The following is a 19,027-nucleotide window of genomic DNA, read 5'->3' on the forward strand; positions in this document are numbered from 1 at the left end:
GGACTAGCTTATTTATCGGGACAGCTTAGCTTAGATCAGTTAGAGAATCATCACTTACAACGGGTTTTAAAGCATGACGGCACTAAACAACTCTTTTTGGGTGAATGTAAAGTCGATCCAACGATTAAGAACAGTCAGATTGAGAAAATCCAAAAACAGTTAAAAGAGCAACAAGCTAAGGACGATCAATATCGAAAATCCCAGCTGGCACATTATCAACCGTTAAATTATAAGCCAGTTAGTCCAAACTACTACTTAAAGACGGCCTTTAGTGACGCGATCATGACTGTTCTATATGCTCGTGATGAAGATTACCAACGACAAAGACAGGCGCAAGGTTTAAAAGAGACTGAGTGGGAAATGGCGAAAAAGCAACGGCAACACCAAACTCGAAATCGGCATGAAGATGGGGGCATGCACTTGTAATCGGAATAAAAAATGCACCGTTAAACCTGGTTAAAAGCGGCTGAACAAGGCAAAACAGAATTAGATCAAAAATTGAATCATAAGGAGTGAACGAACATGACCACTGTTATCTTAGCTGAAAAACCCAGTCAAGCCCGTTCATACGTCCAAGCCTTTCAAAAGAGCACAAAAAAACAGGGTTACTATACGGTTAGTGACCCTGTTTTGCCCGATAATACGCTTGTCACGTATGGTCTCGGACATTTAGTTGAACTAGCCACACCGGATAAATATGATCAGAAATACCAGCAATGGGCCTTATCTAATTTACCGATTTTCCCCGATAAATACAAGTTTGAAGTGTCAGCTAGTAAAAAAGCCCAATTCAAGGTCGTTAAAGACCTGTTAACGAAAGCCGATACCATTATTGTGGCCACCGATAGTGGTCGAGAAGGGTCAAATATCGCGTGGTCGATCATGAACCAAGCGCATATTGATGTTAAGTCGAAAACGATTAAGCGCCTTTGGTTGAATAGCCTAGAAAAAGACGCGATTATTACCGGCTTTAAAAATCTTGGTGATTGGCACAAAGACTATTTGGCTTATAAAGAAGCCCAAACCCGTCAAATTAGTGACTGGTTAATTGGTATGAATGGCAGTCATTTATATACTTTGTTGTTAAGACAAAAAGGGGTGCGCGGGGTGTACTCAATTGGTCGCGTGCAGACGCCAACCTTGTATATGGTTTATCGAAGAGACCAGGCAATCAAAAACTTTAAGCCGGAACCCTATTTTGAACTAAATGCGGAAATTTTAGCCAATCAGCAAAAATTCGCCGCGAAATTAGACCCCTATCAGCGGTTTAAAGACGAAGTAGGGCTAATGACATTCATGCAAGCTAAACACGTTCAGAAAGGCTCACAGGACGGTTTAATCAAGAACGTCCAAAAACAAGGTAAAAAGCGTGCTAGTCCCCAACTATTCTCGCTATCCAGTCTGCAAAGTGCGATGAATAAACGGTATCATGCCAGTGCCAGCCAAACCTTAGCGGCCATTCAGAGTTTGTACGAAGCCAAGTTGTTGAGTTACCCCCGCACCGATTGTGCTTATATCACTGATGAAGAATTTGAGTATTTAGTGGCTAATCTGACGAAGTATCTGGGGTTAGTCTCTAAGCAAGTCGCTTTAACCAATACCACCCCAAATAAACGTTACGTCAATGGGAAAAAGGTTGAAGAACATTACGCCATTATCATGACTAAAGTTGTGCCGACTAAAGAGAAACTAGCCAGCTTACCTAAATTACAGCAACAAGTCTATGACTTAGTTTTAAAAACGACGTTAGCGATGTTTGCTGATCCGTACGAGTACGAGGAAACCACCATTATCACCCAAGTTGGTGCCGCCAATTTTAAAGCAACCGGTAAGGTCCCAACGAAGCAAGGTTGGCAAGCATTATTTGATGATCACACAGCCGACCAGCAAGCAGCAGCAACTTTACCGCTCGTTCACCAAGGCGATCAAGTCCAAGCAAATCTGCAAACACCGCAAAAAGAAACGACACCACCGGTCCCCTTTACCGAAGGTACCCTGATTACGGCCATGAAGACCGCCGGCAAAACGCTTGATGATGAAGAAGCCCAAGCGATTCTTAAAGATGTGCAAGGCATTGGGACAAGTGCAACCCGGGCCAATGTGCTGGAAGTGTTAAAGAAACGCGGCTATCTCGTCACTGAAAAGAACAAGCTACACGTCAGTGAAGCCGGAATTACTTTATGTAAAGCGGTTGAACTCGAACCCTTGTTAACTAGCCCAGAGATGACGGCTAAATGGGAGCAAGCATTACAGCAAATCAGTACCGAAGAACGCACCCCAGATAACTTTTTGAGCCAGATTAAGAAGTTTGTGGCGAAGTTAATTGCTGATGTCCCCGCGCAATTGACTGGCAGTCCAACCATTAAGCAACAAATCGATCACCAACAGCAAGCGCAAAAGGCTGCCGAAGTATTCTTAGAAACACCGCAAGCGACTGTTTTAAATAAACAGAAGTTTTACCTTGTGAAGCCTAAGCAGGGCGAAGACTTTACCTTACCCAAGAAATGGAGCAGCAAAACCCTTGGTAAAACTGCAATCAAAGCCTTAGTCACCAAGGGTGAAACCAGCAAACTAAAGGGTTTCAAGAGCAAAAAAGGAAAATCGTTTGACGCCAAGTTAAAGCTTGACGGCCATAAATTAAGTTTTGATTTTGATTAGACCTTACCCTACCGCCCTTCACGTTGTTCCAGTTGGTGAACCCGTCATTTAGGTTTACTTTTCAAAAACCAAAAAGTGAACCTAACCAACGGGTGAGATTAGCAAAGCAAAGGAGATCATAAAATGGATAATAAATTAGCAGTCATTGGGAGTGAATTACCAGTTTTGCAGTCTAAAGGAACCTACAAGTATTTAAAAGAAATCACTGGTGACGGGGCCTATTATCAAGTGGCTTGGCAAAAATCAGCTGATGGCTACATCGCCCTTTATGGCACGACCCCGGTTCAAATCAACGTAGCCCCTATATTGAATGATATTTTTGAAGATGAGGAGGGGGTAGACAATGCCGAGTAAAGCCGACGTTAAAGCTTGGAAAGCACAATTAGTCGCCCAAGCCGAACAACAAATCCTAAAATTAACCGATAGTGACCGATTTAAACAGTATCTTAATGCCCTGGCTAAATTTCATCATTATAGCGCCAGAAACATTGATTTGATTTATGCGCAAAATCCGCAAGCCACTCAAGTCGCGGGCTTTAAGCAATGGCAGACGGCTTTTAACCGCACCGTCAAACGAGGCGCAAAAGCGATTCGGATTGCGGCCCCGATTATTAAGAAGTTAACACCAGCCGAGCAAAAGCGTCTTGATACCACCGATGAACGCGCCATTGTCGGTTACCGTTATCTACCCGTCTTTGACGTGTCACAAACTAGCGGTGAGCCAGTTTTAAGTGCCAAGGATTTTGTCAAAGAAAATTTAGCCGATCATCAGAATGTAACGAGCTTGTATAACGCGTTCAAAGACTATCTCAACCAGCAACCCGACCTTAAAGTCAGTGAAGTGCCTTTAGCGACGCTAAATGGGGCTAAGGGGTATTTTCAACCCAGCACTAATGAAATCGTCATTGGTGGCGATGAGCCCAATAATGCTTTAAAATTGAAGACGTTATATCATGAATATGCGCATAGCCAGCTACACGGATTAAAATCAGCCTTTAAAGATCGGCCACGAGCTTATCAGGAAACCCAAGCCGAAGCGGTTGCATATGTCGCCATGCAAAACATTGGGGTTGATACAGGCAATTACTCCCTCGGGTATGTAGCTACCTGGGCCAAAGATAAAGCCGTGATCCATAGTGCTTTAAGTGAAATCCAGCAGGTTAGCAACAAAGTGATTGAGCTTAGTGACGGGTTAACCAAACAATTAGGCTTACAAGAAGCACAAAAAGAGCCCGAGCATGATTTAAAAAAGCTATCAGCTCAGTCACTGAATAAGTCCTATCAAAGCTTGCAACAACAAGTTCAGCAAACGACTAATTCACAACAAAAAGCACAATTTAAAAACCAGTTACATGAGATACACGAAGAAATCAGTAAGCGAACTCAAAAACAACTGCAAGCATTTGCTAAACAGAATCCAGAAATTAAACAACCAGATTCTGAACCTGATCAAAGCCTAAAACGTTAGCCAGTTTTTAAGGGACATGCTATAATTGAGGACAGAAAAAGGAAGCCCCGCCAAAAACAGGACTTCCCATGCAAGCCGCTTCGAAGGCGGTGGCAGAAATTTAATAAACGGTTTTAGCTTGTCCTGTGACCTCTACCAAGGTTACACGGGGTGGCTTTTTTATTTGTTCCTTTTGTCGATGTGTGTTAGCAATCGCCTTTTTTAGGGACGTTTAACAGTTGGTCGATATACTCGTTCAGTTTTTTAGTGCAACTTTTATCTTTCAGCAAACACCTTTTCACATGAGTGCTTTTGTTTTCTTCTAGTATTGCAAATACTTTAAATCTTGTAAGCGTATGTAAATCTGTTGCTGATATGTTTAACAAAGATAATGGAAAATTAATGCCATTATCATCAGTATCAACGACGATACCTAAAATATTAGCTTTAGTTCTTAAAAGATTATCATAATGAATTCTCGCCATATTATTCCCAATTGATTATCCTGATGAGTATCAACAAGTATTGAAAATTACCAAACACGAATTGGACGAGCGTACTTTTCCTAAAATTATGCCAATTACTGCAGATATTGCTGGTAGCAATCACATTATTTTAGCATTCCCTAATTGGTGGAATCATTTACCGCGTCCGATTGTAACGTTTATGGAACAATATCAGTGGCAAGACAAAACAATCTATCCGGTCTGCACCCATGAAGGGAACCGCTTTGGTGATAGTCTGAATGAACTATCAGAGATTGCCTAAGGAGCCACGATTGAACGTGGATTGGCAGTTCGTGGAGTATGTGCTTACGACACTGATCAAGCCATCAAAAATTGGTTAAATAATTACGATCAAGAAGCAGATGATCAACCGCTGGGAAAGGTATCATATTGGCACCCACAATATAAAGAAGAATTACACAAGCCTCAAACAAGAAATCAATGATGATTTGATCACTACTAGTTTGGATTACTTGGACGTGATAATATACCTACGGTGTCTTTTTAGCTCGGTTATGTATCCAGCATGATTTATAGCTGGAGAAGACGATTCCGATATCTAAAACAGGCGAACCGGCACATATGCCGGAAAATTCAGAGGTCACTTTTAAAATTGGCGGTGTCCGTGTTTCGAAATAAGTAACTAAATACGACAACTTATCGTTACTTGAATATTTTTGATTAGTCTGCTATCATATAAAAGGTATTATCAAAATATGAATAAATAAATCGGTTGACGTAAGCTCAAGGTGTTCTCTTTCAGGGGTGTGGAAGAGGTATCTGGGTTTACGTTTTTTGTATGAGGAGGTTTTTGTTTGGAATTTTTAGGTACCTTGGTGATCATCTTGATTGCAACTAGTCTATTTGGCCATCTAGCCTCTAGGGTTGGTATCCCAGCAGTGATCGGTCAATTATTTGTTGGAATTATTCTTGGCCCTGCGTTGTTGAATTGGGTTCACGCCAATGATTTTATCCATATTTTTTCAGAGATTGGGGTTATCATCTTAATGTTTATCGCCGGACTTGAGAGTGATCTTACATTACTTAAAAAATATTTGCGTCCTAGCATAATTGTCGCGTTGTTAGGAGTTTTGATTCCAATGGTACTGATCTATCCAGTTGGTATTGTTTTTGGCTTGACACAATTTGAAAGCTTGTTTTTGAGCGTTATTTTTGCCGCAACGTCGGTTTCAATTTCAGTTGCTGTCATGAAAGAATTAAATTTACTTGATAGTAAGAGCGGTTCAACAGTCCTCGGTGCCGCGGTGGTTGACGATGTGTTAGCTGTCGTTTTACTTAGCATTATGGTCAGTTTAATAGGTACAAAGGCTGGTACGGATACCCAGATACCGCTAGCTCTGACTTTTTTAGAGCAGCTAATTTACTTTGCCGCAATTTATTTCGTGATGCGTTTTATCGCCCCTCTCCTCGCTAGACTAGGCACCAAATTATTGAATCCAGTGGGACCTACTATAATGGCGATGATTTTGTGTTTTGGTATGGCATATATTGCAAATCTGATTGGACTGAGTGCAGTAATTGGGGCCTTTTTTGCAGGAATTGCGATTGCACAAACTCATGTAGCTCATGAAGTTGATCAAAGTATCGAACCAATCGGTTATGCGATTTTCATTCCTGTATTCTTCGTTTCAATTGGTTTAAGTATGTCACTAGCTGGCATAGAACACGATTTGTTATTAATTATCGTATTGACAATTGTGGCAACACTGACGAAACTATTAGGAGCGGGAAGTGGGGCTAAATGGGCCGGATTCAGTTCGAATGAAGCTTACCTCGTTGGTGCAGGGATGGTCTCGCGTGGGGAAATGGCCTTGATTATCGCTCAAATAGGCTACCAATCCAAACTAATCAGTGATGATTACTATTCGGCAATTATCACTGCCATTATCCTAACAACGTTATTAGCACCATTACTACTCAAACATGCGGCTCGTCATATAAACTACTAAAACATTTTAGCGGTATGACACCCCTTCTCTGTGAAAAATAACTACTAGATTTCATCGAAATATTGCCTAGTTTAATTAAGTACTAAATTATATAATATTGGTTATAATGGAGGATTAGTTATTTGATACAGCTTGTAAAAGAAAAATTTGACGTTACTCGTTTGCGATTTGTTTTACTCGGCCTGCTTGTGGGTTTAATGAGTGGCACCGTTGTTAGCTTATTTCGCTATTGTATTGAGATAGGGCTGCACTATAGTCGATTGGTATATAGATACTTACGAATCGCGCCGTTTGTTTGGTGGGAATGGGCATTGTTGATTGGCATCAACCTTGGTTTAGCGTTAATTGTGGCTCGACTTCTCAAGAGAGAACCTTATATCGCTGGTTCTGGAATTCCGCAAGTTGAAGGTCAATTGGCTGGTGAATTGGAAATGCACTGGTGGTCAATTCTTTGGCGAAAATTTATCGGTGGTATTCTGGCATTGGGACCTGGACTATTTCTCGGACGAGAAGGACCGTCGATTCAATTAGGTGCGTCAGTTGGTCAAGGTTTCGCTTCTGGGTTTAAGTTATCAGGAACTGATCGCCGACTACTAATTGCATCAGGCGCCGCTGCTGGATTAGCAGCAGCGTTTAATGCCCCCATTGCTGGAACTCTATTTGTCTTAGAAGAGATTTACCATAATTTTTCACCGCTGGTTTGGTTAACAGCATTAGCCGGAGCAATTGGTTCAAATTTTATTTCGCTGAATGTTTTCGGACTTGTTCCCGTGTTACATTTAAGTTATTCACGTAGTTTACCAGTATCAAATTATTGGCACTTAATTTTACTCGGCATTGTTTTGGGATTATTTGGTTACTTATATCAACGGGTCTTGTTAGTTATGCCTAGGTGGTATCATCAATTGACACATTTGCCACGCCCAATACAAGGTATCGTACCATTTCTGCTGGTAATTTTAGTTGGTTACTTTTCGCCAAATTTACTCGGTGGTGGTAATGGCTCAATTGTTGGATTTGGCCAGTATGTTCCACCTTTGTTTGTACTAATTGCAATTTTTATTATACGATTCGTCTTTTCAATGATTTCATATGGTTCCGGATTACCTGGCGGTATTTTCTTGCCGATTCTTTCTTTAGGTGCTGTGATTGGTGCGGTTTATGGCGTCTTAATGAATCAATTAGGATTATTATCGCATGTCTATATCATGAACCTAATCATTTTTTCCATGGCCGGTTACTTTGCTGGAATCGGAAAAGCTCCCTTCACAGCTATCTTGCTGGTAACAGAAATGGTTGGCAATTTAACACATTTAATGCCATTAGCAGTCATATCGTTAACTGCTTACCTTGTTGTTGATTTATTAGGCGGTGCACCAATCTATGAAGCATTGCTTAAGCAGATGACAATGCCTAAAACTGTTCAGCAACTTCATCGACCTGATCATTTGGAAATACCGGTTTTCTTTGGCAGTCCCTTAAACGGCAAAATGGTCCGAGACATGCCATGGCCTAAAGAAGCACTGCTCATTGGAATCCGGCGTGGCGAACAAGAAGTGATTCCACATGGTGACACCTTGATTCATGAAGGTGATACGTTAGTACTGTTAACTGATACAACCCAACGACCCCAAGTTAAACAACGGATTGATGCATTATTAGCAACCTTAGAAAAAAAGCACCAAGACTAAGTTAATAGGTAAATTGGTTTATCATAATGGTAGGTATCAGATTAAGTGGGTCCGTTGGCAGACATAAACATATTGGAAAACTATATACAAATACGGTGAAGTACGAAAAACGCTGAAACAGAATTAGTTGAACCTATTTTGAAAAATACAAAGATAAATAATATGCCGAAAATGCCTTGCTACCCAATTTTTCATAGTCATGCTATAATGTAGACAGAAAAGGAAGCCTTGCGCTAACAAGACTTCCTACGCAAGCCGCTTCAAAGGCGGTGGCGAAGTTAATAAGACAGCATTAAGCTACCCTGTAACCTACCAAAGTTACGCAGGGCGGCTTTTTTATTTGTGGTGCTTGTCGATATAGCTGAGTAGCGCGATTAAAAACGTGCCAAACAGCAACATCAACGAGAGTGCCTGGAAGACGCTCATTGACTGTGAAACCTTCCTGAAGATTATTCCATGTTCCCATGGCCTCACCTCGCAAGGGAAAAGACAGCCACCGCCCTTAAAACTTCTTGTTTAATCTATTATACAGTGGAAGCTAGAGATCAACCGATCTCTAACCAAAAACTAGTTTTGAGTTAATAGCCAATTGTCAGCTTGAACAATTGGCTTGTTAGTTTGAACGTCAGGTTTAATTTTATTATTGAAGAGTACTTGCCCATTATTTTTTTTGATCTTTTCAGCAGTTATGTTGACTTGAGCACCATTGTACATAGTGTACGTATCATTGATACTAGTATACCCAGCAGAGTCACCACCAAAAGTTTTAACGTTAGGATTGGTTTCAAGTGCTAAAGCTGTTAGCTCACCTGAACTAGCAGTCCATCGATTGAGTATCACCGCAACCGGCATTCCTGTGACTTTTTTTACCTTGCCGAGTTCTATCTTAGTTCCCATGTTGTTAGTAACACTCTCGTGTAAGGTTACACTCGTAGGATTGTTTGCCGAATTAACTATTTCAAATAATTTTCCATTAGGGACAACTGGCGAAATTCCAGCTAACATTGGGCCAATGTCACCACCTAGGTTATTCCTAAGATCAATGATAATACCCTTATATGTTTTACTAGTTAGCTTATAATAAATTGTGTTTGCGTATCTTTTTCCTTGTGATGATGATCCACTGAATTCTGGTAAGTGGACGTATAAGATATTATTTTTAACACTGCTAGTTGGGGCTTTGTATTGTGAAACTTCTTTTTTTACTTCTGATGGAGTTATCAAAGAAGCGTGCTTACCACCCTTAATTGCCAAGGCTTGTTTTAACAGTGGATAAATTTCTTTGTAGGTATGCTTATTTGAAATGTTATTGCGAATCTCTGTCATCCTATTTTTCTGCGCTTGATTTTCTGTATAGATCCCTGTGGACGATATTTTATTAAAAGCCAGCATGGCGTCTCTTTTAGGGGTTGGTGGGACCAAGTAGAAGTTAAAGTTAGGGCCATACTGATATCCTATGTATATTCCTCCAGAAATAATCACTAGCATAGTTACTATTAACGAGATAATTAATTTTTTGTGTTTTTTCAAAGAATTCACTCCTTAATCCTTAAAGATACTCACAATTTAATTTTAACACATTAGGGAATATGCTTAACCATCATGGGATATTTGTAAATGAGTTAGCTTCAAGAAGGGTCGCTATCTTACGTAATCGCTACTCCAATGAAGCTCACCACAAAAAAATATCAGACGTGGTTTTCTGGTTGCCATTGCCAGATGGAATCAGTGTTCTTTCGTTTAATACGGGAAAACGGGCAATGTAACATGGTAATTGCGTTACATTCGCGAGATTTCTGCTATCTTAAAAGTTAAGGAGGGCTATTAAATTGCAATTTGCTAATGTATTACGGAAAAAAAGAAAAGAACTGCACTTAACCCAGCAACAATTGGCTGATAAATTACATGTGACACGTCAAACGCTATCACGCTGGGAAAATAATTTAAGTTATCCAAATTTAGACACATTAGTAAATTTAAGTGAATTTTTAGCTGTTCCTCTAGATATCTTACTTAAAGGTGATGGAAATATTATGGTTAATAAAATTAGTCAAGATGTGCGGGATAAAAATAAATACAAACGCTACTTACTAATTGTGTTGAGAATTATTGTGCTACTGTTTTTATGGTTAAGTATATTAGGGTTTGGGCGTGCCACGCAAAATGAATGGATTGATCGCTTCAACCCTTTTTTGAGAGTTCAATATGGTTATGCGGTACTCCCTAATCAGGTACTAGAGAAGAAGGAAAAGACAACTATCATTGATAGTGATGGTAAAAACAAGCATGTTGCTGCTGTTAAAACCCCACAGCGAGTTGATGCGTTTGTAGCTGATGATCCTTTTGGTAGTGGTAGTTGGCTAAAGTTTTATACCGGACAATATAGTTCTAAACAGCGTTGGGCACTTGTTGCTCATAAAGGCTCCTATGTTTCAAATATTCGTCTGGTCTCTCGTGCGCAGATCCCCCTAATGATGCGTGAACAAACTGGTAATCATTATGTGGCTTACGATACTCATGCAGAACGACGGATTACTAAACGATTTCCGTGGTGGCCGTTTAATTAAGAAAATTAATGTTGATTAATCACATTAAAACTGCTAAAGAAGCTGATTAAAAATAGTCGAAATCCAGCTGTAGTCATGCTATAATAAAGGCATAAAAAGGAAGCCCCGCGTGAACAGGGCTTCCCATGTAGAGCCGTTTAAGACGGTGGCATTAATTAACGACTTAAAATAACCGCTAGCTGTGCCAAGCTAAGGCGGTTATTTTTTTTGCTGACTTTTGATCAGCTCAACAATTAATGCGATCAAGGCTACGATAAAAGTACCGAAAGCCAGCATTAATTGTAAAGCGTCCGCAACGGACACTTAGGCTACTCCTTTCGTTAGGAATTATGGGCTTTAAAGGATTAACACCATAAGCACCACCTCCGATCGGAAATAGCCACCGCCTTAACTTCTCTACAAGTTTTAATTATACAGGAAAAATATGTGTCGAACAGTTACTGCTCATCTTTATTTGTTACGTCACTAATTTTCATGCTTTTTTAAATACCACCAAGAGCCAAACCCACAAATGAGTGCGACGATCGGTCCTCCAATCACTAGTACCCATAGTGCTGTTGATTTAGGAATTGGTTGGTTTAGAAAAACGGAGAGGCCAGGAATTCGGGTACCAATTCCAAGTAGAGAATCAATCACAATAAAAATATAAACAATGATTAGAAACGGTAGCCGTTTACGCTCAGCTGTATAAATCATTGTTGTGATGGTAAGCAAAACGAGAATGGTTCCAATCCCATACCAGCCAGGTAAACTAATCGCAAGCGGCGTTTTTAAGAAGACGCTGCCAATAACGATACCAGCGAAAGTAATTGTTCCAAGCACGTAGCTGGCCAATTTTATCAACTTGTTTTTTTGATAAGTTTCTTGTCCAATTAACCACAAGACTACGAGTGAAAAAACAAAGCTAATTGTGCCGAGAATAATCAGTTTACCAAAATCTAAATTTGATGTTGGTAATACGATATTGGGAGTGGCAAATAAAAGGACATAACCAATCAAGATGTAACAAGCTAGTTTAAATGTTTCAAAGAATGATTTGGGTAATGTTTGGAGGATTTCATCAGCTAATGTTTGTGGATTTTTTCCAAAATAGTCTTCTGCGTTTTGACCATTGTTTTGAGCGTCAATTAAATCATGTAGGATTTCTAACAAAAGCTGTTCAACGTCCTTTTCTCGATTAAAGGTTGACTTCCCACGGATATAAGTTAGCAAATCTTCATAATACTTTTGATTTTCAGAGGTCAATTTTTTGCGAAGCAGGTTGTTAGCTTTGATCAAATTATCGCTATTCATTAGTCGTTCCTTCTTTCGTTGATTAGGCTATTAACGTTGAGTGAGAGATTAGCCCATTGAGTTAGAAAGGTTTTTCGAGCTTGCTTCCCAGTGCTGGTTATATAGTAATATTTTCGTTGTGGGCCCTCTTTGGAAGGCTTAGTTTTACCGACAATCAGCCCTTTTTTCTCCATATTCATCAGCAGTGGATAAATTGTCCCCTTAGGAACGTCTGTAAAACCATATTTTGAAAGTTCTTGGCTAATTGCATAACCATAATAAGGTTGATGATTAATTAGAAGTAGCAAGCACCCTTGGAAAATACCTTTAAGCATTTGGCTGGAAATATCTGATTGGGACAAGTAATCACCTTCTTCACTACTTTGCATTGCATATTAGTAGCATAACATATCTAACTGGTTTGTAAAGCAAACTAGGTAGATATGTTTTAACAAGCGCTCAAATAGTCTGATTACTTAGACTGAATGGCTAAGATCATTATTACTTTTATTCCTCCACAAAGTCTAGTGTTGACAACGGAGGCGCTACAATGGACAAAAACAAAATATTAAAAGCAGCTCAACTGGCAAAGGATGATGAAGGGAAAAGGAATACCATTTTAAAAAGTCAAAGTATTATATTTGGATTTTACTCGCTGGGTTTACTCTTCATGCTAATTATCCGGTTATTTCGGCATGAACCTCTTAGTGATGTGTTCTTTTTGATTTTACTTGGCAGTTTAGGCGTTGAAATAGCACAAGTCATCCAGAAACACTCTCTGGCATCTATTCTGACGTCGTTCTTCCTAATCGTAGCGGTCTTCTACACTGCATGGCTTGTGGTAATTGGAGGGTAGAAGTTGTCTTGAAAAACATAATTTTAGAAAATCACTTAAAAGTTGCGCGAGCAGAAAAGAGTCTGAATCAACCCCAACTAACGAAGTTAGTTGGGGTTTCACGCCAAACAATCAGCAATATCGAGACTGGTGAATTTGTACCGTCAGCAAAATTGGCACTGCTTTTATGTCTTGCTCTGGACAAGAAATTTGAAGCTTTGTTTTATTTTAAAGAAGAATAGGACCGAATTATAACATATAGCCACTAGGGTATACTCTAGTGGCCGTTTTTAATTTCGTGATGTAACTAGATTTATAGATGTTCATTAGGAGTTTCCAAATTAGACCCTGTAACAGGAATAATAGAGAATGGCAGCGACACAACTTAATAATTGTGGCCTGCTTTTTTTTAATCTATAGCTGAAAGTGGCAAAACATCATAATGTATGCTTATAAGCCATTTATTAATGTGAGTAACGAAATTAGTAGCCGTAAGCTATTAACGAAAAGCTTCGTTAACTCATTTTTTAGGCTAATTGAACGCAAAATAAGTAACCTAAATATTAATCGCATTAGTATCTCTAAACTGAAGTCCTACTCGTGATATGAAAATCCTACGTAGATCAAACAATCCCTCAGACCTCACTCAAATAATCGTCCGTTAAAAATAACGAACGTGTGCTCAGATGACGCTTATTTAACAGCTATACCAACCGATTTTTAATATTAATTACTGTCTGCACCGATACACCGGTTTCAGCTGCAATTGCACGATAGCTAATTGGGGCACCGGTTGCTTTGTTTCTTAATTGATCGACGATACGGCGGTAGATAAACCGTTTTTGTGGGTTAGGTGCGTCTGCGGCGTAAGCGGGCCGCGTCCCTCGATATTTCCCATTAGCTTTGGCGATTTCAATTCCTTGACGCTGGCGCTCACGAATTTTCTTCCGTTCCGTTTGGGCCATATAAGCTAGCAGTTCGGTTAACAGGTCAAACATAAATTTATCCATATCTGAATCGCCAGTGCGCATAGAAAGAAATGGCGCATCTAAGACTTCCATCTTAACTTGTTTGTCCCTGATCTGCTTGATGATATCACTGGCATCATCATAGTTACGACTCAAACGATCCAAGGACGCAATGACCAGCGTATCGCCCTGTCGAACATACGCAATGGCCGCCTGCAATTCTGGTCGATTCTCAGTTGATTTTCCCGATTGCTTTTCTTCGAATATTTTTTCACACTCAGCTTTTTTAAGTGCTTTGATTTGACGTGCTAAATTCTGATCAGTTGAACTAACTCGGGCATACCCAATTTTCATCACGACTTCTCCTCTCGGAATTTGACCCTACATTATCGGTAACAGATTAGACACTCAAATTAGACATTTTTAACAGATTCAAGAATCGCTTACCGTGCCCGATAGAATCTCAGTTTTTTCCTATATTCTTAGTATAACGTTTATTGTCCATTTAGGGTACACTCTGAATTTACAACTTTATCCGGATTAACTTGTAATTTGCCATTAGGTGTATTATTATGAATAACGAATAGTGACTGATTTAATTATAATTAAGGAGATAGTCAAATGAAAAACAACAAAAAAATCCTTTCTGCATTAATTGCGGTTACGTTTTTAGGGATGTCGTCTATTTCAGCTTATGCGGATAGTAATACAACGACAGGAACGGATAAAACTAGCACAGGTGTAGCTGTGAAAGACGGGACGCTATCGATTGATTCTGTGCCTTCTAGTTTGGCTTTTTCTAGTACAGTAGATGATATCGCTAATAATACGTCAACGAGTGCCAATACGACAACCTCTGATGAGTTAAAAACTACTGATGATCTAGGCAATGGAACAGACACTCATTGGACTTTGACTGCTACTCCATCCAAACTTTCTTATACTGATAGTAGTAGTAAGTCTCATGATTTGTCTGTTGCCTCACTAACCCTTGGTGGAAAAACAATCACTACCTTAGATGGAACAACTGCAACTACTGTGGCCACAGGGACTGACGAGGGAACTACCTCAACACCGATTTCCTCTTCAAATACATCAATTGATTTAAACCAAGATAAACAAGTTTATGGGCAAAGCTATACAGGAACAATTACTTGGACGTTGACTGAAAATGCAGGTACCACAAGTGCAGCATCTTAATAAATGGACTAAAATGATATTAAATACTTCAAAATATAAGTTGCTGGTTAGAATAGGGGCCTTATTAATTGTTTTGATAGGGTTCCTATTTTTTGATAACAAGGTTGCCTTTGCTATAACTAACTCTAGTTATAGTTATTCAGTTAAGGTGAAAGGGCAAAACGGTAGCTCCTCCATCGAAAAAACAGTATCGCCTAAACAACGTCTTCACGTAAAGCTTTTGTTTACTAACAGAAGTAGTACTAGACAAATAGTTAATGTTGAATGTAATACAGCATTTACGGGTGATACTGGTAATATTCAGTATAACCATACGAACGTAAAATCTAAGTTCTTGAGTAATACTCGGTTTAATAAGTTAGTGACAGGTCTTGGAACGGTTACGTTACCTGCTAATAGTACAATCGAAAAAAGCTATACAATCAAAATACCTAATCAGAAGTTTAAGGGTGTTATTGTTGGTGGATTTTATGTTAAGCAAATTTTAAATAATAATACTACTACCAAAACATCTAAAAAAAGGGCCGTTATGGGATACAAGAATGAAATTGCATATGCTATCCCTATTGTCTTAAATGAAAGCAATAAAATTATTCATACAAAATTGGTTTTAAAAAAAATTAGCTCTAGTGTTATCAATGGTAATGCGCTTGTATTGGCTAAAATAGCAAATGTTACTCCAACAGTATTTGGCCAATTATCAGTACATACCCAAATCATTAATCTAAAAAGTAAGAATGTAGTTCTTACATCCAATCAAAGCAACATGTCAATGGCTCCGCTTAGCCAATTTAATTATCATATACTATTAAATAAAAATCTTAAGTATGGAAATTACATTTTGCAAATGTCTATGCACTCTGGAAAGCGCCATTGGAAATTTAGCAAAGTATTTAGTGTTAGTAGGCAAGTTGCCAACGCTACAAATACCCATAGTCATCATAAAAATAGTAACTCTTGGTGGGTGCTAATTATAGCAGGAGTAATAGTTGTCATCCTACTTGTAATCGGTGCTTATTACTTGGGTAAAAGAAACCCTAGTAGGGGAGGATAAATCGTTAGGGTGTTTGCGGAAATGATTTTACCAAAATTGGATGTAAGCTGATTCCTGAGACAACTTTTAATAGAGCGTATAATGAATAAATCGTCTCTCAAAAGGAAAGAATTTTTACATGCCAACTCGTTACGACAAAGAATTCAAACAAAACATCATCAACCTATATGGTAGATTGTAAAATTAATCCGAACACTGTTCGGACAAAAAAGATCAGCTTCCTTTAAAATGGTGTTTACCACAAACCCATTTTTTAGGAGCTGATCTTTTGTCTAGTATAACCTATTCTGAACGAATTAAAATTGAAACCTTTTGTGAGCTAGGACTGACCAATATCCAAATGGCTGAGCGGTTAAAACGATCGCCGTCTACGATTTCTTATGAATTATCTCGTTGTCAACCTTATCAAGCTGAATTAGCACAGGCCAACGCTGAATATAAACGGGCGCATTGTGGCCGAAAAACTAAACTGAATGCCAAATTAAAGCAAACCATTCTAAACGGTAGCGTCAAGAATCTTGTGTAAATGAAATGCCTTCGTACATATAATATGTATCTAACTCAAATAAATGATGCTTCCAAGGTGTCCTGGAGTCCTTTAAAGCCTCGGTGGATCCGCTTCAGAGACTTCTCGTTATAAGCATTAAACTGAGAAACCAGGAATCGATCCAGTGAATCTTCCGTTGGAAATTGTTCTTTGCGGTGGGTGGTGCGCTTGAGATGCTTGTTAAAGTTCTCAATCAAGTTAGTGGAGTAGAGTGATTGCCGAATGGCTGGTGGAAAGTCCATGAAAGTGAGCAGATTCGGCATTTTAAGCAGATCTTTGATTAACTTGGGATAGGTACGATGCCAGTTGTTGGCGAACTCATTCAGTTTCAGTTCGGCTGCTTCACGATTGGCAGCCCAATGAACTTGTTTAAAGTCATTGATCACGGCCTTACGGTCTTTCACCCGAACTTTGTTTATCAAATTACGCCCAACATGAACCAGGCAACGTTGTCGTTTAGCTTTGGGAAAATGCCGATTTAAGCCTTCATCCAAACCAACTAACCTATCGGCCACAAACAACAGCACATCTTTGACCCCTTGCTTAATCAGGGTTCCCAGTAATTCAGTCCAGATCCCAGTTGATTCCGTCGGCGCCACTTGGTAGTTCAGCACTTCTTTCGTACCATCTGGACGAATGCCAATCGCAATATGAACCGCTTCTTTTTGAACGGTATCCCGCTTTAACGGCAAGTAAGTGGCATCTAAGAAGATAGCCGCATATTGTGAAGCCAGTCGACGTTGCTGGAAAGCTTGAACCTGTTCATTGACGGCTTTAGTCATGTTGGAAACCGTGGCTTTGGAGTAGTGAGCACCGTACATTTTCTCAATGAGTTCGGCAATTTCAGCAGTGGTAATTCCCTTGGTATACAACTGAATAACCGTTGTTTCTAAATTATCACTGTGCCGACCGTAGGCTGGCAAGGTATGATTTTCAAACCGGCCATTGCGATCTCGAGGAATGGTTAAGTTAAGTTGGCCGTACTTCGTATTAAACGAGCGCTCATAACTGCCGTTGCGGTTATTACCAGTGTTAATCCCAGCGTATGAGTAGCGTTCGTAACCCAAAAACTCTGCCAATTCAGTTTGAAGCAGCTGGTTGATGGCGATTTCAAGGTGGTGACGAAAAACTTCGTCCAAATCTTGTTTTTGGGCTAGTGCAGCGATAATTTCTGTGGTAAGTTCATTCATGGGGAATGCCTCCTGTGATGTTTTCTGTGGTTACTAAATATCATAAGGGAAGGCATTCCCTATTTCTATACAATTTAGAAATCTTTTATGCGTTTACACAAGATATTTTACGCTCTCGATATGAATGATGTTGACAGAAAAACTAGCATTAGAGACCTCCTTATTATATATAGTAAAGGATACTAAACGAAATAGATTAAGGTAGATTACAAATTTAATCCGAATTATTTGCAATTTAAAACGTAGTCTCCAATATTGTATTTAGTATGCCTCATAGGAATGCACTCTGATTTATGTGGCCCCCTTCAAATTGGAATTTGTAATCTAACATAAACGGCTTATTAATCACGCCTAACCGGCTCTTCAGGTTGTTTTTCAGGGTATATTTTTTCTGGATTTATTTGGGGAGTTTCAGGTGGAGTCTTTACTGGAAATCTTTGTGGTAATTGCTTTTTAGGCTTTTCTATTGGTATATGAGGAGTAATTTTGTTTGGGTGTTTTTCCAAAAGTGATATCATTAGCTATGCCTCCTTAAATTCTTCTTGAATGGAGTGTCGTCTTTTAAATCAGAGCGATGTTGATACCATTTTTCCGCTTGTTCCGTAGCAATTGAAATGGCCCGCTTATCGTCATAATTTTTTTCTTTAAGCGCATTTGCGATCTCAATAGCTTTTTTTCGAACCACTTTTTTCAAATTTTTCATTGATGGTGGGTAATTTTGTTCATTCCAAGGCATTTCAATAACCTCCATTCATATGATTTTAGATATGGAAAAGAGTATATAGATTATTTGTTATATATTAAATAAGATTACAGCATGTTGGTAAGCGTTGTCAAAAAAGTTGCTTTAGTTTCAACCGATAGTCACTAGACTCATATTTTAACTAAGAAATAGTATCCATGTAATTTGCCCCAAAAAGGTTTCTAATTATAAATTTCGAACTAGACATTGAATTATGATGATATTTTACGCTCTCATTAAAAGTGGTTAGGAACTTAGTTAGTGCTTCATTAACAGTCGCTGTCGTCCGATCTTTTAACCGGTATGCCCAAAGGAACCGTGATTTGCGATCGATTAAAGTTAATAAAACTGCCTTACTATGCCCACGAGGACCAACGACT

General features: G+C 39.2%; 20 protein-coding genes and 3 pseudogenes. 13 read left to right on the forward strand and 10 right to left on the reverse strand.

Going from position 1 to position 19,027, the window contains the following annotated elements; translation table 11 throughout:
- The 7 genes and pseudogenes from EKM71_RS10490 to EKM71_RS10525 form a co-directional block, all read left to right on the forward strand.
- Window positions 1–426: pseudogene (locus EKM71_RS10490) on the forward strand (MobQ family relaxase); the annotation flags it as partial.
- 96 nt (window positions 427–522) lie between these two features.
- Window positions 523–2,658 carry a type IA DNA topoisomerase gene (gene topB / locus EKM71_RS10495; RefSeq protein ID WP_125574557.1) on the forward strand — a complete coding sequence of 712 codons (2,136 nt, stop codon included), beginning with the start codon at window positions 523–525 and terminating at the stop codon, window positions 2,656–2,658.
- A 123-nt stretch (window positions 2,659–2,781) separates the two neighbouring features.
- Complete coding sequence (locus EKM71_RS10500; protein ID WP_125574558.1) at window positions 2,782–3,012, forward strand: hypothetical protein; 231 nt, start codon at window positions 2,782–2,784, stop codon at window positions 3,010–3,012.
- The gene (locus tag EKM71_RS10505) at window positions 3,002–4,126 is read left to right on the forward strand and encodes a M78 family metallopeptidase domain-containing protein (protein WP_125574559.1); all 1,125 of its coding nucleotides are present in this window, start codon (window positions 3,002–3,004) and stop codon (window positions 4,124–4,126) included. The genes EKM71_RS10500 and EKM71_RS10505 overlap by 11 nt, the downstream gene beginning before the upstream one ends.
- A 504-nt stretch (window positions 4,127–4,630) precedes the next feature.
- Window positions 4,631–4,873 carry a flavodoxin gene (locus EKM71_RS10515; protein WP_015474657.1) on the forward strand — a complete coding sequence of 81 codons (243 nt, stop codon included), beginning with the start codon at window positions 4,631–4,633 and terminating at the stop codon, window positions 4,871–4,873.
- 553 nt (window positions 4,874–5,426) lie between these two features.
- Complete coding sequence (locus EKM71_RS10520; protein ID WP_013356282.1) at window positions 5,427–6,581, forward strand: cation:proton antiporter; 1,155 nt, start codon at window positions 5,427–5,429, stop codon at window positions 6,579–6,581.
- A gap of 122 nt (window positions 6,582–6,703) precedes the next feature.
- Entirely contained in the window at window positions 6,704–8,272 is a 1,569-nt protein-coding gene (locus EKM71_RS10525; RefSeq protein WP_125574561.1) for a ClC family H(+)/Cl(-) exchange transporter, read from the forward strand.
- A gap of 336 nt (window positions 8,273–8,608) precedes the next feature.
- On the opposite strand, the gene EKM71_RS10530 is transcribed toward EKM71_RS10525, so the two are convergent.
- The gene (locus EKM71_RS10530) at window positions 8,609–8,698 is read right to left on the reverse strand and encodes a putative holin-like toxin (RefSeq protein ID WP_107696660.1); all 90 of its coding nucleotides are present in this window, start codon (window positions 8,696–8,698) and stop codon (window positions 8,609–8,611) included.
- 141 nt (window positions 8,699–8,839) lie between these two features.
- Entirely contained in the window at window positions 8,840–9,811 is a 972-nt protein-coding gene (locus EKM71_RS10535; protein WP_125574562.1) for a S41 family peptidase, read from the reverse strand.
- Window positions 9,812–10,101: 290 nt separating this feature from the next.
- On the opposite strand from EKM71_RS10535, the gene EKM71_RS10540 reads away from it, so the two are divergent.
- Window positions 10,102–10,839 carry a helix-turn-helix domain-containing protein gene (locus EKM71_RS10540; protein WP_125574563.1) on the forward strand — a complete coding sequence of 246 codons (738 nt, stop codon included), beginning with the start codon at window positions 10,102–10,104 and terminating at the stop codon, window positions 10,837–10,839.
- A gap of 198 nt (window positions 10,840–11,037) precedes the next feature.
- On the opposite strand, the gene EKM71_RS11270 is transcribed toward EKM71_RS10540, so the two are convergent.
- The 3 genes from EKM71_RS11270 to EKM71_RS10555 form a co-directional block, all read right to left on the reverse strand.
- Window positions 11,038–11,115, reverse strand: a complete 78-nt coding sequence (locus tag EKM71_RS11270; protein ID WP_076661461.1) for a putative holin-like toxin — start codon at window positions 11,113–11,115, stop codon at window positions 11,038–11,040.
- A 189-nt stretch (window positions 11,116–11,304) separates the two neighbouring features.
- On the reverse strand, window positions 11,305–12,132 hold the full coding sequence (locus EKM71_RS10550; RefSeq protein ID WP_064523805.1) for a DUF1129 domain-containing protein: 828 nt from the start codon (window positions 12,130–12,132) through the stop codon (window positions 11,305–11,307).
- Window positions 12,132–12,473, reverse strand: a complete 342-nt coding sequence (locus EKM71_RS10555) for a PadR family transcriptional regulator (protein ID WP_125574565.1) — start codon at window positions 12,471–12,473, stop codon at window positions 12,132–12,134. Before EKM71_RS10555 ends, EKM71_RS10550 begins: the two co-directional genes overlap by 1 nt.
- Before the next feature lie 188 nt (window positions 12,474–12,661).
- Between EKM71_RS10555 and EKM71_RS10560 the strand changes: the two genes are divergently transcribed.
- On the forward strand, window positions 12,662–12,967 hold the full coding sequence (locus EKM71_RS10560; RefSeq protein ID WP_010010253.1) for a DUF6442 family protein: 306 nt from the start codon (window positions 12,662–12,664) through the stop codon (window positions 12,965–12,967).
- Entirely contained in the window at window positions 12,943–13,188 is a 246-nt protein-coding gene (locus EKM71_RS10565) for a helix-turn-helix transcriptional regulator (protein ID WP_164504795.1), read from the forward strand. Before EKM71_RS10560 ends, EKM71_RS10565 begins: the two co-directional genes overlap by 25 nt.
- Before the next feature lie 462 nt (window positions 13,189–13,650).
- Here the strand turns inward: EKM71_RS10565 and EKM71_RS10570 are convergent, their stop codons facing one another.
- Window positions 13,651–14,268 carry a recombinase family protein gene (locus EKM71_RS10570; RefSeq protein WP_014216312.1) on the reverse strand — a complete coding sequence of 206 codons (618 nt, stop codon included), beginning with the start codon at window positions 14,266–14,268 and terminating at the stop codon, window positions 13,651–13,653.
- 267 nt (window positions 14,269–14,535) lie between these two features.
- Between EKM71_RS10570 and EKM71_RS10575 the strand changes: the two genes are divergently transcribed.
- From EKM71_RS10575 to EKM71_RS10590, 3 genes and pseudogenes are all read left to right on the forward strand, one after another.
- Window positions 14,536–15,114: a hypothetical protein gene (locus EKM71_RS10575; protein ID WP_089109984.1), complete on the forward strand. Its 579-nt coding sequence runs from the start codon at window positions 14,536–14,538 to the stop codon at window positions 15,112–15,114.
- Window positions 15,086–16,168, forward strand: coding sequence for a DUF3324 domain-containing protein (locus EKM71_RS10580; protein WP_089109985.1), 1,083 nt, complete (start codon window positions 15,086–15,088; stop codon window positions 16,166–16,168). The genes EKM71_RS10575 and EKM71_RS10580 overlap by 29 nt, the downstream gene beginning before the upstream one ends.
- Window positions 16,169–16,436: 268 nt before the next feature.
- A pseudogene (locus EKM71_RS10590) lies at window positions 16,437–16,670 on the forward strand (helix-turn-helix domain-containing protein); the annotation flags it as partial.
- 59 nt (window positions 16,671–16,729) lie between these two features.
- Here the strand turns inward: EKM71_RS10590 and EKM71_RS10595 are convergent.
- From EKM71_RS10595 to EKM71_RS10605, 4 genes and pseudogenes are all read right to left on the reverse strand, one after another.
- Window positions 16,730–17,905 (reverse strand): IS256-like element IS1310 family transposase, encoded by a 1,176-nt coding sequence (locus EKM71_RS10595; protein WP_089109986.1) that lies wholly within the window; start codon window positions 17,903–17,905, stop codon window positions 16,730–16,732.
- Between the two features lie 341 nt (window positions 17,906–18,246).
- On the reverse strand, window positions 18,247–18,423 hold the full coding sequence (locus EKM71_RS11135; protein ID WP_154590010.1) for a hypothetical protein: 177 nt from the start codon (window positions 18,421–18,423) through the stop codon (window positions 18,247–18,249).
- Window positions 18,423–18,641: a DUF2188 domain-containing protein gene (locus EKM71_RS10600; RefSeq protein WP_010579558.1), complete on the reverse strand. Its 219-nt coding sequence runs from the start codon at window positions 18,639–18,641 to the stop codon at window positions 18,423–18,425. The genes EKM71_RS11135 and EKM71_RS10600 overlap by 1 nt, the downstream gene beginning before the upstream one ends.
- Before the next feature lie 232 nt (window positions 18,642–18,873).
- Window positions 18,874–19,027 (reverse strand): annotated as a pseudogene (locus tag EKM71_RS10605) (IS30 family transposase); the annotation flags it as partial.

The organism is Levilactobacillus huananensis (genome assembly GCF_003946145.1).
Classification (GTDB): domain Bacteria; phylum Bacillota; class Bacilli; order Lactobacillales; family Lactobacillaceae; genus Levilactobacillus; species Levilactobacillus huananensis.